This window comes from Streptomyces desertarenae, assembly GCF_042681365.1.
Taxonomy (GTDB): Bacteria; Actinomycetota; Actinomycetes; order Streptomycetales; family Streptomycetaceae; genus Streptomyces; species Streptomyces desertarenae.
On record NZ_JBHUFU010000001.1, the window covers coordinates 652,207 to 665,502 of the forward strand.

Here is a 13,296-nt window from a genome sequence, read left to right on the forward strand (position 1 = left end):
CGCCGGGTCACCCGGCCGCGGCCGGCTCCCGGCGCCCGCGGATCACCAGCGCCATCAGGGCGGCCGCCGCGCACAGGGCGCCCGAGGCGACCCACACCAGGTCGTAGGAGCCGAAGGCGTCGCGCGCCACCCCGCCGAGGAAGGCGACGAGGCCGGCGCCCACCTGGTGGGAGGCGAGCACCCAGCCGAAGACGATCGCGCCGTCCTCGCCGTAGTGCTCGCGGCACAGGGCGATGGTGGGCGGGACGGTGGCCACCCAGTCCAGTCCGTAGAAGACGATGAACAGGAGCATCGGCGGGCGGACCTCCGGGGCGAGCAGCACCGGCAGGCACAGCAGCGAGGCACCGCGCAGCGCGTAGTAGACGGCCAGCAGGCGGCGGGAGTCGAAGCGGTCGGTGAGCCAGCCGGAGAAGACCGTGCCCACGATGTCGAAGACGCCGATGACGGCGAGCAGCGAGGCGGCCACGGTGACCGGCATCTCGTGGTCGTGGGCGGCGGGCACGAAGTGCGTCTTGATCAGGCCGTTGGTGGAGGCTCCGCAGATGGCGAAGGTGCCGGCGAGCAGCCAGAAGGGGCCGGTGCGCGCGGCGTCGAGCAGGACGCGCACGGCGCGGGCGGCGGCACCGGGCACGGGGGCGGGCTTGGGCACGAACTCCGTCGCCCCGTAGGGCGGGAGCCCGGCGTCGGCGGGGTGGTCGCGCAGCAGCAGCCACACCAGCGGCACCACGGCCAGCGCCGCCAGGGCGACGGTCACGGCGGCGGGGCGCCAGTCGTCGTGGCGGTCGATGGTCCACGACAGCAGCGGCAGGAAGACCAGTTGCCCGGAGGCGCCGGCGGCGGTGAGCAGCCCGGTGACCAGACCGCGCCGGGCGGCGAACCAGCGGTTGGCCACGGTGGCGGAGAACGCCAGGGCCATCGAGCCGCTGCCCAGCCCGACGGCCACGCCCCAGGAGAGGACGAACTGCCAGGGCTCGGTCATCAGCACCGCCGAGCCGGCCCCGGCGGCGATGAGGGTGAGCGCGCAGGCCACGACGCGGCGGATGCCGAAGCGGTCCATCAGGGCGGCGGCGAAGGGCGCGGTCAGACCGTAGAGGGCGAGGTTGACGGAGATGGCGAAGCCGATCGTGCCGCGCGACCAGCCGAACTCGGCCTGCAGCGGCTCGATCAGCAGGCCGGGCAGGGAGGCGAAGGCGGCCGCGCCGACGATCGTCAGGAACGCGACGGCGGCGGCGTACCAGGCGGGATGGACGCGCGGGACACGGCGGTGCGGCGCCTGCGGGGCGGTGCCGGCGGCCTCCGCGCCGCCGGGGGACAGGGTGCGGGGCGTCTGGGTCACGCCCCCACCCTCGCCGTCCGCTCCCGGTGGAACGAGTGGCCGGACGGACATGATGTGCAAGGATCGGGCCATGGGTCCCGCCGTATTCCGGCATCCGGAACGCCACCGGGTCGCCGTCCTGGTCCGCGACGGCCTGCTCCCGCTCGAACTGGGCATACCGCACCGCATCATGGGCAAGGCGCGCTCGGCCGCCGGCGAGCCCCTGTACGAGGTCCTCACCTGCGCCGCCGAGCCCGGCGAGGTGCGCACCGACGCCGACTTCACCGTCCGCGTCGAGCACGGGCCCGAGGCGCTGGCCGAGGCCGACACCGTGATCGTCCCGGCCGCCCACGAGCGGGACGAGTCGTACACGGGGGGCCGGCTGCCCCCCGCCCTGGCCGACGCGTTCGCCCGCATCCGGCCCGGCACCCGCACCGCGTCGATCTGCACCGGAGCCTTCGTGCTGGCGGCGGCCGGGCTGCTGGACGGCCGCCGGGCGACGACGCACTGGTCGGCGTGCGAGCGCCTGAAGCGCCTGTACCCGGCCGTCGCGGTCGATCCGGACGTGCTGTACGTGGACGAGGGCGACGTGCTGACCTCGGCCGGGGTCGCCTCCGGCATCGACCTGTGCCTGCACATGGTGCGCACCGACCACGGCGCGGCGGTGGCCAACGACGTGGCACGCCGCACGGTGGTGCCGCCCCACCGCGACGGCGGCCAGGCGCAGTTCGTGCGGCGGCCCGTGCCGGAACCGCAGCTCCACACCACCTCCGCCGCCCGCGAGTGGGCGCTGCGGAACCTGGAGCACCCCGTCTCGCTGCGGGAGATGGCCGAGCGCGAGTCGATGAGCGTGCGGACCTTCACCCGGCGCTTCCGCGAGGAGGTCGGCACCAGCCCGCAGCGGTGGCTGGTGCGGCAGCGGGTCGAGCGCGCCCGGCACCTGCTGGAGAGCAGCGACCTGCCGGTGGACCGGGTGGCGCGGGAGGCCGGCTTCGGGACGGCGGCCTCGCTGCGGCAGCACTTCCACTCGGCCCTGGGCGTCTCGCCGGGCACGTACCGCCGCACCTTCCGCACGACGGCGGACCGCTGAGGGCGCACCGCCGGGGACGGGCCGTCGAAGGGCGGCGGACGGGACCGCCCGCGGGCGGGACGGGCGGCGGTGCGTCCGTGCGCACCCCGGGCGCGGCACGGCGGACCGCCGCCCGGCTCCGGCGCTCGGACCCTCCCGTCCCCGCCGGGGCGGGGGGCGCCGGACCGCGGCCCGTACTCGACGAGGCACCGGAGCGCCTCGCCGTCCCCTCGCGACGGGACCGCCGCCCAAGCCTGGTCGGGCCGGAACGGCCCGTCAACACCCGCCCGGTGGACGGGACGTGGGCGGCGCGGGGGTCGCAGGCGGCGGGCGGGGACCGGGCGGCACCCCTCAGGTACGGGCCGGCTGGACGGCCGGGCGGTCGTACGGCCGCTCCCGGAGGGCCTCCTGCGGGCCCGCCAGAAGCGTTTCGGCGGACGCGCGCCCGCCGTTCCCGGCCCCGACGGCGCCCGTTCCGGCACCCGCCGCGGTGCCGCGCCCCCGGTCCAGCTCGCACCAGACGCGCTTGCCGGACCCTTCGTACCGCCAGCCCCAGCGGTCGGCGAGCCCGCCGACCAGTTCCAGGCCGCGGCCGTGGGTGTCGTCACGGCCGGTCCTGCACCTGCGCGGCGGACTGCTGCCGGCGTCGGCCACCTCGATCCGCACCGTACCGCCGCCCGCCACCAGGCACCCGGACAGGGCCATGTGCAGCACGGCGGGGCGCCCGGTGTGGACGACGGCGTTGGTGACGAGTTCGGAGACGAGCAGGACCAGGGTCTCCGCGAGGGAGTCGTCCGGCTCCACGCCGAGGCCGGCGAGCCGGGAGAGGGCCCACCTGCGGGCTCTGCCCACCTCCTTGGGATCGGTTCCGACCTCCAGCTGAACCTGAAGCATCTGCACCTTTCACACCATCCATGGCCGGGGCACATGGCCGCGCGCCGACGCGAGACCACCGTCCTTTCCCCCGGTCAGGACAGACTGGTGGACCGGCCGTCGCCACAACAAGCGCTTGAGGCATATTCCGGCGCAAAGGATGATGTCCTCCGCATACTGTGCGACGCCCCGGGCGGGAAGTCGAACACCCCGGCCCGGTCGCGGAGATGGCCGCGTCTCAGGCGCTGAGGGGGCTCGCGGCGTCGTCCGTGGCGGCGGCGACGTCCGGATAGCAGTCGAAGAGCCGCCGGACGCCGAGTGCGGCGAGGACGCGGTTGACGTGGGAGCCCTCCACCGCGCCCCGGGCGGGGAGGATCAGGCGCAGCCGGCCGGCGCACGAGCGCATCAGCCGGCGCGAGGCGATGAGGACCCCGACACCGCTGGAGTCGCAGAAGAGGACCTGCGACAGGTCGAGCACGAGGCTCCGGCGGCCGTCGGCGACGGCGTCGTGCACGTGCTGGCGGACGACGGGCGCGGTGACGAGATCCAGCTCGCCCGACACCCGCAGGACGGCCCACTCCCCGCGGTCCTCCCCGATCACCTTCAACGACACGTGTCCGTAGTCCCTTCATCCGCCGACACCGACCGGAACGGTTCGTTCCCCATCCTTTCCTCCGTCGGCCGCCCCTGCCGACCCCTGTCACAACACCTGCGAACCACGACCCTATGTCGAATCAGGTCTCCACCTCTGCCCACTTCCGGTCACACCCGCATAACACAGTCCCGGATCCGGACAGGAACGGACCGGATCGACCAACACCGCACTGCGGAACGTCACATGACCGGCACCGCGGGCGCCCTCCGCCGGAACGCATCGGTGTAAAGGCGGGAATCCTGTCAGTCACTGCCATTACATTCGAGGGGAGGCAGGAGGCTGGGGGGTGGGAATGACGAACGGAACATCCGGCGCGACGCCCGGCACGACGCAGCCCGGACCGGAGCCCGCCGCCGGTACCGGGCCCGACCGCGAGCACGAGACGCTGCGGCGGCTGGCACGCGGCGAGGAGGCCGCCCTGGCGGAGCTCTACGACGTCCACGCCCCGATGGTCTACGGGCTGGCCCTGCGCCTCCTGGACGGCGACGAGGAGGCCGCCGGGGACGTCCTGACCGGTGTCTTCGCCGACGTCTGGGACGATCCCCGGGCGTACGCACCGGAGCGCGGGCCGCTCCGCTCCCTCCTGGCCGACCTCACCCACCGGCGGGCCATGCGCAGCCTGGGGCGCCCGGAGCGCGGCGTCCGCGAGCCGGGCGGAGGGCCCGGCGACCGCGCGGAGGAGCGCGCCCGCGCCGCCTCGGCGGCCGCCCGCGCCGACCGCGTGGTCACCGCCATGCCCGGCCCGCTGCGCACCGCGCTGGAGCTGGCCTACGAGCGGCACCGGGACTACCGGGAGGCCGCGGCCGAGCTGGGGGTGAGCGAGGACGAGACGCGGCGCCGGCTGCGCCTGGGGCTCCAGCTCCTGTCCACCGCCGCGGCCGCGGGGCGTCCGGGGCCGGGGGCGGCCGGACCGGGCGGCGGCGCGGAGGAGCCCGGCGGCGGCGCGGAGGCCGGCTCGGGCAGGGCGTCGTGAGCGGCTCCGGGGGCGGACCGGGCTCGCCGGGCGGGCCGGCGGGGGACGCCGGAGGCGGCGCGCCGCCCCTGCCGTCGCCGCGCGCCGCGGCCGACGGCCTGCCGCGGGAACCGGGGACGGCCGGCGGGGACGCGGGCGGCCGGGCCGCCGGATACGACCACGCCGCCCTGAGGTCCCTGCTGGGCGTGTGGGCCATGGCCGTCTGCTCGGCCGAGGAGACCGCCGCCGTCGAGGCCCACCTGCCCGGGTGCCCGGAGTGCGCCGAGGAGGCGGAACGGCTGCGCGCGGCGGTGGGCCTGATGCGGCGCGAGGAGACCCTGGACCCCGGACCGGGGCTGCGCTCGCGGGTGGTGGACGCGTGCCTGCGCCGCCGGCCGGCCGACGTGCCGCTGCCGCCGTGGGCGGCCCCGTACGACGCCGAGACCGCCCGGCTCGACGCCCTCCTGCGCGACATGGGCGAGTCCGAGTGGAACACCCCGGTGCCGCTGCGCTGGGCGACCGGCGAGCGCACGCTGACGCTGTGCGGGGTGCTCGCCCACCTCGGCTCGGTGGACGGCCTGGTGGCCACCGTGCTCGGGCTGCCGGACCCGCTGGGCCCCGGCGCCCCGCGCACCGTCGGCGACCGCACCGAGACGGCCATCGAGCGCTGCCGGCTGCACGGGCCGCCGTTCGTGCGGAACAAGTGGCGCACCCAGAGCCGGAACATCGTGCGCGCCGCGGCCCTCGGCGCACCGGGCACGGCGGAACTGACGGTGGACTTCACCGACTTCCGGCGCGCGGTGCCCGACGCGCTGACCGGACGGGCGTTCGCCTGCTGGATCCACGCCGAGGACATCGCGGCCGCGGTCGACTACCCCTACGCCCCGCCCGCGCCCGAGCACCTCGCCCCCATGGTCGGCCTCGTCGCCCGGCGGCTGCCCACCGCCCTGGCGAACCGCAGGCGCGCCGGGACGGCCGCCCCGCCGCGCCGTCTGACGGCGGCGGGATCGCCGGGCCGCACCCTCCACCTGGAGGTCGAGGGGCGGGGCGGCGGCGACTGGTACGTGCCGCTGGACTCCCCCGCCGCCCTCGCCGGGCCCGAGCACGCGGTGGCCCGTCTGGCGCTGGAGGACACGGAGTTCTGCCGGCTGGCGGCCGGCCACGTCTCCCCGGAGGAGGCGGCCGCGGGCCGGGAGGGGGACGAGGAGGCGGTGCGCGACGTCCTGTGGGCCCTGTTCTCCCTCTCCCGGCTCTGAGGCCCCGGGCCTCGGAGCCGGGGGCCCCGGCGTCCCGCGGTCCGGGGCGCGGCCGGGGGGCCGGGCCGGCGGACGGTCAGGCGAAGACCACCGTGCGGTGCCCGTTGAGCAGGACGCGGTGCTCGCTGTGCCACTTCACCGCGCGGGCCAGCACCATGCACTCCACGTCGCGGCCGACGGCCACGAGCTGCTCGGGCGTGACCTCGTGCCCGACCCGCTCCACCTCCTGCTCGATGATCGGGCCCTCGTCCAGCTCCGCCGTGACGTAGTGGGCCGTGGCGCCGATCAGCTTCACGCCGCGCGCGTGGGCCTGGTGGTACGGCTTGGCGCCCTTGAAGCTCGGCAGGAACGAGTGGTGGATGTTGATGATCCGGCCCGACAGCTCCTTGCACAGGTCGTCCGAGATCACCTGCATGTAGCGGGCCAGGACCACCAGTTCCACCCCCTCGGCGCGCACCAGCTCCAGCAGCCGCGCCTCGGCCTCGGGCTTGTTCTCCCTGGTGACCGGGATGTGGTGGAAGGGGACGCCGTAGGAGGAGACCAGCTCCTCGAAGTCGGTGTGGTTGGAGACCACGGCCGCGACCTCGATCGGCAGCGCGCCGATGCGGGTGCGGAACAGCAGGTCGTTCAGGCAGTGCCCGAACTTGCTGACCATCAGCACCACGCGCATCTTCTCGTCGGCGCGGTGGATCTGCCAGTCCATGCCGAAGGAGTCGCCCACCGCGGCGAAGCTGGCCCGCAGCTTCTCCACCGTCACCGGCGCCTCGGCGCTGAAGTGCACCCGCATGAAGAACAGGCCGGTGTCGTGGTCGCCGAACTGCCGGCTGTCCTCGATGTTGCAGCCGGTCATGAAGAGGTAACTGGAGACGGCATGCACGATGCCCTGTTTGTCCGGACACGACAGCGTCAGGACGTACTGCTGGGTCTGCTCCGGTGCTTCCGGCGCGGCGGTGGAGTGCGGCTGGCTCATGCGCACAAGCGTGGCACACCCCGCACGGTGCCCGGACGCGGTGTCCCGCCCGCACCCGGACCGCCGGCCGCGCCGCCGACCCGTCGGGGCGGCACGGCTAGGCCGTCCTCAGCGCCGCCGCCAGCACGTCGAGCGAACCGGGCGGCAGGTCGGGGTCGTCGCCGTCGTTGGAGGCCAGCAGGACGTGGGCGTCGCGTGCCGCGCGGACGGCCTCCGGCCAGCCCTGGTGCTCCAGGTAGGCCGCGACCGGGGCGTCGGCACCGACCTGGTGCATGATGCGCAGCACGCGCAGCACCGCCACGTCGACGAGCGCGGCCTCCTGGGCGTCGCGGAAGATCGTGCCTATGTACTTGTCGGCGGACCAGTTGTCCAGCCAGGTGTCCTCGACCAGCCGGTAGACGGCGTCCGTGACGTCGCCGTAGCCCGGGCGCCCCGACAGCCAGCACTCCTGCTGGAAGACGGGGTCGGAGAGCATGTGCAGCGCGGAGCGCACGTTGGTGCGCCAGCGCCACCAGGGCATGTCGGTGCGCGGCATGCCGTCCATGGTGCTCGAACGACCGCCGCGGCGGGAAGTCCTCTCCGGTGCCTGCACGGTCGTCGATCGTACGGCCCGCCCCGGAGCGATCTTCAGGCACCCCGGTGTTCACCCGGTCGTCGCCCGTCATTGGTCTTTCATCACTCGACAGTTACAACCGGCACGGAATCGTTCCCGAGCATGACCGCACGGCGTCGCAAACGTTCCGCCTGGACCCTGACCGCCTTCGCCGCCACCACGGGGGTCTGCGCGTCGCTGCTCAGCGGCTGCGGCATGCTGCCCGGCGACGCGAGGGCCGACGACGGGTCCGTCACCGTGATGACATGGGCCCCCCAGGGGACCCGGGCCACCAACATGCCGGGCATGCCCGCCATGGCAGAGGCATACGCACGCTGGGTGAACGCCACCGGCGGCATCAACGGCCACACGCTCCGCGTTCTCACCTGCAACGACCACAACGACTCGGTGGGCGCCGCCCGGTGCGCCAACCGGGCCCGCGAGGAGGGGGCGGTGGCGGTCGTCGGCTCCTACAGCCAGCACGGCCGCACCTTCATGCCGGCCCTGGAGTCGGCCGGCATCCCCTACATCGGCGGTTACGGCGTCACCGACGAGGAGTTCACCAGCCCCTTCTCCTACCCGGTCAACGGGGGCCAGACGGCTCTGCTCGCCGGGAACGGCCGCCAGCTCGCCGACCGCTGCGAGCGGGTCTCCCTGGTCCGCCCCGACACCGTCGCGGGCGACCGGCTGCCCGACCTGCTCAACGCCGGCCTGGCCGGGAACGGCCACGGGCCGGCCACCGACGTCCGCGCTCCGGAGGACGCCTCCTCCTACACCGACCAGGCCCGCCGGGCACTGGCCGGAGTCCCCTCCGGCGGTTCCGGCGGGGCGGAGGACGGCTCCGGCGGAGCAGACGCCGACAAGGTCTGCGTCACCGCCGTGCTCGGCGGCCGCACGGACACCTTCTTCGACTCCTTCCGGCGGCTGGAGGGCGGCACCGAGGCGCGGATCGCCTCGGTGCTCGGCAGCGTCCGGCAGTCCCTCGTGGACGCCACGGGCGGACCGGACAGCCGCTGGGAGGGCGCGTACGCCACCGGCTGGTACCCCGCCTCCTCGGACACGCGCTGGGGCCCGATGAGGGAGGTCATCCGCGAGCACGCCTTCGGCGACAACCGGATCGACCCGGACGACCCCGGCGTCCAGACCACCTGGGTCGCCTACACCGTGCTGCGGGCCGCGCTGGAGAACACCGGGGGGGCCGTCACCGCCCGGTCCGTGCAGCGCGCCCTGGAGACCATGCCGCCGGTGGACACCGGCGGGCTGACCCCGAAGCTGAGCTGGCGCTACGAGGACCTGCTCGCGGTGCGCGACCATCCGCGGCTGGTCAACTCGATGGTCACCTTCCAGCAGGTCAGGAAGGGCCGGCTGACCCAGGTCCGCGAGGGGTTCGTGGACGTGCGCGACACGCTGGAGGCCTCACCGGACGGCCGCTGAGCCTGCCGGGCCGCACTCCTGCCCGCGGCCGGACAGGCCCCGCCCCGGCCCGAGAAGGGGCCGGGGCCCGTCCGGGAGGACGACTAGAGCTGGCTGTACTGCCGCTCGGGCAGACCGTACCGGCGGGCGGTCGGATTCCACAGTCCGGCCGCCTCCTTCTTGGCCGCCGTGGCCGTGCCGCTGGCCCTGTTGCCCGCCGCCGTGCTGCCGGTGGCCTTCGCCCGGCCCTTGCGGCAGCCCTTCTCGCCCGCGGCCTGGTCGGCCCACGCGGCGTAGTGGTTGTCCGCCGAGGCCGACGCCTTCCACGCCCTGGTGAGGGCGTCGGCCAGCTTCCGGTGGTCGGGCAGCCGGTCGATCTCCAGCCCGCTCAGCCTGGTGACCAGACCGGTGCGCTGGCGGGCGGCGTCGCGCAGGTCCGCGGCGGCCTTGCCCAGGTTCCTGCACCGCTTGATGTCCTCGACCGACCGGATGACCGCGCTGCGGCTGTCGTTGCTGTCCGCGAGGAGCTCGTCCAGCGCCTTCGCCTGGGCCTCGGCCGGGTCCGCGGTGGGCGACGGCGACGGGGGCGGCGCCTGCGCGCCCTCCCCGGCGGGCGCCGACGCCTTCGCCTGCGGCTTCGGGGCGGGGTCGCCGCCCCCGCTCATCGCCGCGCCGGCGGCCAGCCCGACGACGGTGCAGCCCACGATGACGATCCCGGCGACCGCGAGGCGCGGTATGCCGCGCCGCCCGCCGGGGTCGCGGCCGGAGGACGGGTGGCCGTACGGCTCGGGACCGCCGGGGCCGCCGGGGCCGCGTCCACCGCCGTACGCCGGGGGCGGCGGGCCCGGCACCCCGACGGGGGGGAGCTGCTGGGTGGCGTCGGCGGGCCGGGGGCCCGGCTGTGCGCCGCCGGTCCGGAACAGTCCCTCGAACTCCGCGTGCGGGGCGCGGCCGTCCGGCGCGCCGTGCCGGACGCCGTACGGCGGCGGGGGGGCCGCGCCCGGAGCGGCGGGGGCGGGCCCGGCGGGCTTCGCGGCCGCGCCCTCGGGCGGCAGCGGCCTGCGCAGCACCGTGGTGCTCTCGGTGTCCCGCTCCGGCGGCGGGCCGGCGGAGCGGGACACCGGCCTCACGAGCCGGGTCGCGTCGTCACCGCCGCCCGGCGCGGGGGCGGCTCCCGGCCGGGCGGCGGAGGGCGCCGGTGCCGCCGGGCCGGCCGGCGGCACCGGCGGCAGGACCTGCGTCTCGTCGGCGGCGCCGGGCACCGCGCCCGGGGCCGGCGCCGGGGTGTGCGGCGGCTGCGGGTACGACGGCGGCTGCGACTGCTGCGGGTACGACGGCGGCTGGGGCTGCTGCAGGTACCCCTGCGGGGCCGGCGGCCGGGGATGCGCCTGCGGGGCGGGCGGAGCCGCGGGGGCGGGCTGCCCCGGCTGCCCCTGCGGGCCCCACGGCTGTCCCCAGGGCTGCCCCGCCGGCGGGGCGTCGCCGCGTCCGGGAACCCACGACTCGCCGTTCGACGGCAGGACCACACCCTCGCGCGCCTCGTCGTCCTCTCGGCCGTGCGTCGTCACCGGGACTCCTCGTTCGCCTGGCTTACGGAAACGTCGGCTCACGCTACCGGTTCGCGCACACGGTCGACCACGCCCCCCGGAAGGCTCCGCGCCCTTCCCGCCCGCAGCCGGGGCGAGACCTCCCGGAGGCCCGCCCTCCCCCCTCCGCTCCCCCTCCCGGCCCCGGCCGCCGCCCTCAGGCCGCCGCCTCCAGCCGCTCCGAGAAATCCCGCACCACCGGCTCCTCCCGGTAGGGCTCCAGGCGGCCGCGGAAGTCGTCCAGGTACTCCGCGCCGCGCTCCGAGCGCAGCCCGGCCAGCAGTTCGGCCGCCTGGGCACCGGTGTGGCAGGCGTGCTCCAGCTCCCGCTGCTGCAGCCGGGCCGTGGCGAGCAGCAGCAGGCCGATCGCGCGCCGCCGCGCCCGCCGCTCGGGAAGGCCCGCCAGGGCCTCCTCGGCACGGCGCTGGGCCGGGGTGGGCTGGTTCAGGTCCCGGTGGCAGTGGGCGAGCTCGTCGGCCAGGTAGGCGGTGTCGAAGTGGGCGATCCACTCCGGGTCGTCGCCCGCGTCCGCCGCCGACTCGGCCCGGTCGAACGCCGCCAGGGCCCGCCCGGCGGCGAGCTGGCAGGTGCGGGCGTCGCCCAGCAGGGCGTGGCCGCGCGCCTCGGCCGCGTGGAACAGCGCCTGCACCCGCGGGGTCACCCTCCCCCGCGTCCCCTCCTGGGCGGCGCGGGCGAGCTGGGCTATCTCGCGCGGCGTGCCGAGCGAGGCGGCCAGGTGGCTCATGCCCGCGGCCAGCACGTAACCGCCGTACGCCCGGTCGTCGGCGGCGTGGGCCAGCCGCAGCGCCTGGATGTAGTACCGCTGCGCCAGGCCCGGTTGCCCGGTGTCCACGGCCATGTAGCCGGCGAGCTCGTTGAGCCGGGCGACCGCGCCGAACAGCTCGCGTCCGACGGCCTCCGTGTAGGAGCCCGTCAGCAGCCCGGAGACCACGCTGTTGAGGTAGTGGACGACGACCGGCCGGACGTGGCCGCTGCCGTAGCGGTGGTCCAGGTCGGCCAAGGCGGCGGTGGTCTCCCGCACGGCCTCGACGTCCGAGGCCCCCACGCGCGGTCCGGAGGTGCGCGCCACCTGGGGGTCGGGGGCGGTGATGAGCCAGTCGCGGCTGGGCTCCACCAGCGCCGAGAAGGCGGCCGACTGGGCGGTGAGCAGGTCGCGGCGGCCCACGTCGCTGCGCCACAGCTCGCAGGCCTGCTCCACGGCTCCCGCCGCGGAGGGGGCGAACCGCAGGCCGACACCGGCGGCCATGTTCCGGCCGCCGGCCATGCCTATCTCCTCCACCGTGACCGTGCGGCCCAGCTTGCGGCCCAGGGCCTCGGCGATCACGGCCGGCGCCCTGCCGCGCGGCTGCTGCCCGCGCAGCCAGCGGGCGACGGAGGTCTTGTCGTACCTGAGGTCGAGCCCGTGCTCGGCGCCGCACATGTTGACGCGGCGGGCCAGGCCGGCGTTGGAGCAGCCCGCCTCCTGGATGAGCGCCTGCAGCCGCTCGTTGGGCTGCCGTGCGACCAACGGCCGTGCGGCCATGCGGTCCCCCTCCCTGGTGCACGTCCCCGTGCACGTCGTCCGTCCTGCCGGCTGCGGTACCGGACGCATACGCCAAGAACTCCGGCACCGCGCCGCACAGGGAACTACCCACCCGGACCGGTCTCCCCCTGCACGCGCCCCCGCCAGTGCACCCGTGCGCCCTGCGTGCCGGGGCGGCGCCCCCACGTGAACCGATCCCCAGGCCGTAACCCTTCGTCACGGGATAAGTTGTGATCGTCGTGGAGGAGGCCATGAACATCACAACATCGACAGCATCTGTCACGACTGATGCAGACATCCCCGGTCAGAACGGGGTCGGAACGATGCCCGCGGCGGGACCGACGAGCCTGATGGTCGAGCACGCGGTGCGCTACGCGGGGGAGCGGCACTGGGAGGTCTTCCCCGGAAGCTGGCTGGAGACGGAAGGGGGGGTGCCGCGCTGCTCCTGCGGTGCGTCCGACTGCCCGGCGCCCGGCGCACACCCCGTGCGCCCGGACTGGACGGCGCAGGCGACCGGCAGCGCCACGGCCGTGCGCCGCATGTGGGCCGAGACCCCGCACGCGTCGGTACTGCTGCCCACCGGCCGGACCTTCGACGCCGTCGAGGTGGCGGAGACCACGGGGTGCCTGGCGCTGGCCCGGATGGAGCGCCTGGGGGTGCAGCTCGGGCCGGTGACCGGCACGCCGGACGGACGGATGTTCTTCTTCGTCCTGCCGGGCGGCGCCGCCAAGGTGCCCGACCTGGTCCGGAAGCTGGGCTGGTCGCCGAGCGCCCTCGATCTGGCGGCGCGGGGCGACGGGGACTGGGTGGCCGCCCCGCCCAGCCGGCTGGGGACGCGCGGCTCGGTGCTGTGGGTGCGGGAGCCGACGGCCGCCAACCGCTGGCTCCCGGACGCCGAGGAGATCATCCAGCCGCTGGCGTACGCCTGCGGGCGCGACGCCGCCGCGGCGCGCGGGCGCTGAGGGGCGGCCGAGGAGCGCCGGAAGCGGGAGCACCGCGGGGCGCGGGCGGCCGGCCGCCGGGAGGCGGGCGGCCGCCCGGCCGCCTCCGTCCGGTCCGGGGCGCCGCGCCC

The 13,296-nt window shown here is 76.1% G+C and carries 12 protein-coding genes; 5 read left to right on the top strand and 7 right to left on the bottom strand.

What is annotated here, in order from left to right; genetic code table 11:
- Positions 1 to 7 precede the first annotated feature (7 nt).
- Positions 8 to 1,336 carry an MFS transporter gene (locus ACFSJS_RS02895; protein WP_380896288.1) on the bottom strand — a complete coding sequence of 443 codons (1,329 nt, stop codon included), beginning with the start codon at positions 1,334 to 1,336 and terminating at the stop codon, positions 8 to 10.
- A 70-nt stretch (positions 1,337 to 1,406) separates the two neighbouring features.
- Between ACFSJS_RS02895 and ACFSJS_RS02900 the strand changes: the two genes are divergently transcribed.
- On the top strand, positions 1,407 to 2,405 hold the full coding sequence (locus ACFSJS_RS02900; RefSeq protein WP_380896290.1) for a GlxA family transcriptional regulator: 999 nt from the start codon (positions 1,407 to 1,409) through the stop codon (positions 2,403 to 2,405).
- Positions 2,406 to 2,735: 330 nt separating this feature from the next.
- Here the strand turns inward: ACFSJS_RS02900 and ACFSJS_RS02905 are convergent, their stop codons facing one another.
- Positions 2,736 to 3,278 carry an ATP-binding protein gene (locus ACFSJS_RS02905; protein WP_380896292.1) on the bottom strand — a complete coding sequence of 181 codons (543 nt, stop codon included), beginning with the start codon at positions 3,276 to 3,278 and terminating at the stop codon, positions 2,736 to 2,738.
- Between the two features lie 217 nt (positions 3,279 to 3,495).
- Positions 3,496 to 3,870 (bottom strand): STAS domain-containing protein, encoded by a 375-nt coding sequence (locus ACFSJS_RS02910; RefSeq protein WP_380896294.1) that lies wholly within the window; start codon positions 3,868 to 3,870, stop codon positions 3,496 to 3,498.
- Between the two features lie 334 nt (positions 3,871 to 4,204).
- Here ACFSJS_RS02910 and ACFSJS_RS02915 point away from each other — a divergent pair, with 334 nt between their 5' ends.
- Entirely contained in the window at positions 4,205 to 4,885 is a 681-nt protein-coding gene (locus tag ACFSJS_RS02915; protein ID WP_380896296.1) for an RNA polymerase sigma factor, read from the top strand.
- The gene (locus ACFSJS_RS02920) at positions 4,882 to 6,120 is read left to right on the top strand and encodes a maleylpyruvate isomerase N-terminal domain-containing protein (protein WP_380896297.1); all 1,239 of its coding nucleotides are present in this window, start codon (positions 4,882 to 4,884) and stop codon (positions 6,118 to 6,120) included. The genes ACFSJS_RS02915 and ACFSJS_RS02920 overlap by 4 nt, the downstream gene beginning before the upstream one ends.
- Positions 6,121 to 6,196: 76 nt before the next feature.
- Here ACFSJS_RS02920 and purU read toward each other — a convergent pair whose 3' ends face one another.
- Entirely contained in the window at positions 6,197 to 7,090 is an 894-nt protein-coding gene (purU, locus tag ACFSJS_RS02925) for a formyltetrahydrofolate deformylase (RefSeq protein ID WP_380896299.1), read from the bottom strand.
- A gap of 97 nt (positions 7,091 to 7,187) precedes the next feature.
- On the bottom strand, positions 7,188 to 7,625 hold the full coding sequence (locus tag ACFSJS_RS02930) for an SCO4402 family protein (protein WP_417823098.1): 438 nt from the start codon (positions 7,623 to 7,625) through the stop codon (positions 7,188 to 7,190).
- Positions 7,626 to 7,805: 180 nt separating this feature from the next.
- Between ACFSJS_RS02930 and ACFSJS_RS02935 the strand changes: the two genes are divergently transcribed.
- Positions 7,806 to 9,116 (top strand): ABC transporter substrate-binding protein, encoded by a 1,311-nt coding sequence (locus tag ACFSJS_RS02935; protein WP_380896301.1) that lies wholly within the window; start codon positions 7,806 to 7,808, stop codon positions 9,114 to 9,116.
- Between the two features lie 83 nt (positions 9,117 to 9,199).
- Here ACFSJS_RS02935 and ACFSJS_RS02940 read toward each other — a convergent pair whose 3' ends face one another.
- A complete protein-coding gene (locus tag ACFSJS_RS02940) occupies positions 9,200 to 10,663 on the bottom strand; it encodes a hypothetical protein (protein WP_380896303.1) in 1,464 nt (487 codons plus the stop codon).
- Positions 10,664 to 10,838: 175 nt separating this feature from the next.
- A complete protein-coding gene (locus ACFSJS_RS02945) occupies positions 10,839 to 12,224 on the bottom strand; it encodes a transcriptional regulator (protein WP_380896305.1) in 1,386 nt (461 codons plus the stop codon).
- Positions 12,225 to 12,475: 251 nt separating this feature from the next.
- Here ACFSJS_RS02945 and ACFSJS_RS02950 point away from each other — a divergent pair, with 251 nt between their 5' ends.
- Positions 12,476 to 13,186, top strand: coding sequence for a bifunctional DNA primase/polymerase (locus ACFSJS_RS02950; protein WP_380896307.1), 711 nt, complete (start codon positions 12,476 to 12,478; stop codon positions 13,184 to 13,186).
- Positions 13,187 to 13,296: the final 110 nt, after the last annotated feature.

What these genes read in the sequence shown, in the direction of transcription:
- purU (WP_380896299.1), bottom strand. Translation starts at nt 7,090, where the DNA reads ATGAGCCAGCCGCACTCCACCGCCGCGCCGGAAGCACCGGAGCAGACC.
- ACFSJS_RS02935 (WP_380896301.1), top strand. Translation starts at nt 7,806, where the DNA reads ATGACCGCACGGCGTCGCAAACGTTCCGCCTGGACCCTGACCGCCTTC.
- ACFSJS_RS02905 (WP_380896292.1), bottom strand. Translation starts at nt 3,278, where the DNA reads ATGCTTCAGGTTCAGCTGGAGGTCGGAACCGATCCCAAGGAGGTGGGC.
- ACFSJS_RS02950 (WP_380896307.1), top strand. Translation starts at nt 12,476, where the DNA reads ATGAACATCACAACATCGACAGCATCTGTCACGACTGATGCAGACATC.
- ACFSJS_RS02915 (WP_380896296.1), top strand. Translation starts at nt 4,205, where the DNA reads ATGACGAACGGAACATCCGGCGCGACGCCCGGCACGACGCAGCCCGGA.
- ACFSJS_RS02945 (WP_380896305.1), bottom strand. Translation starts at nt 12,224, where the DNA reads ATGGCCGCACGGCCGTTGGTCGCACGGCAGCCCAACGAGCGGCTGCAG.
- ACFSJS_RS02900 (WP_380896290.1), top strand. Translation starts at nt 1,407, where the DNA reads ATGGGTCCCGCCGTATTCCGGCATCCGGAACGCCACCGGGTCGCCGTC.
- ACFSJS_RS02930 (WP_417823098.1), bottom strand. Translation starts at nt 7,625, where the DNA reads ATGCCGCGCACCGACATGCCCTGGTGGCGCTGGCGCACCAACGTGCGC.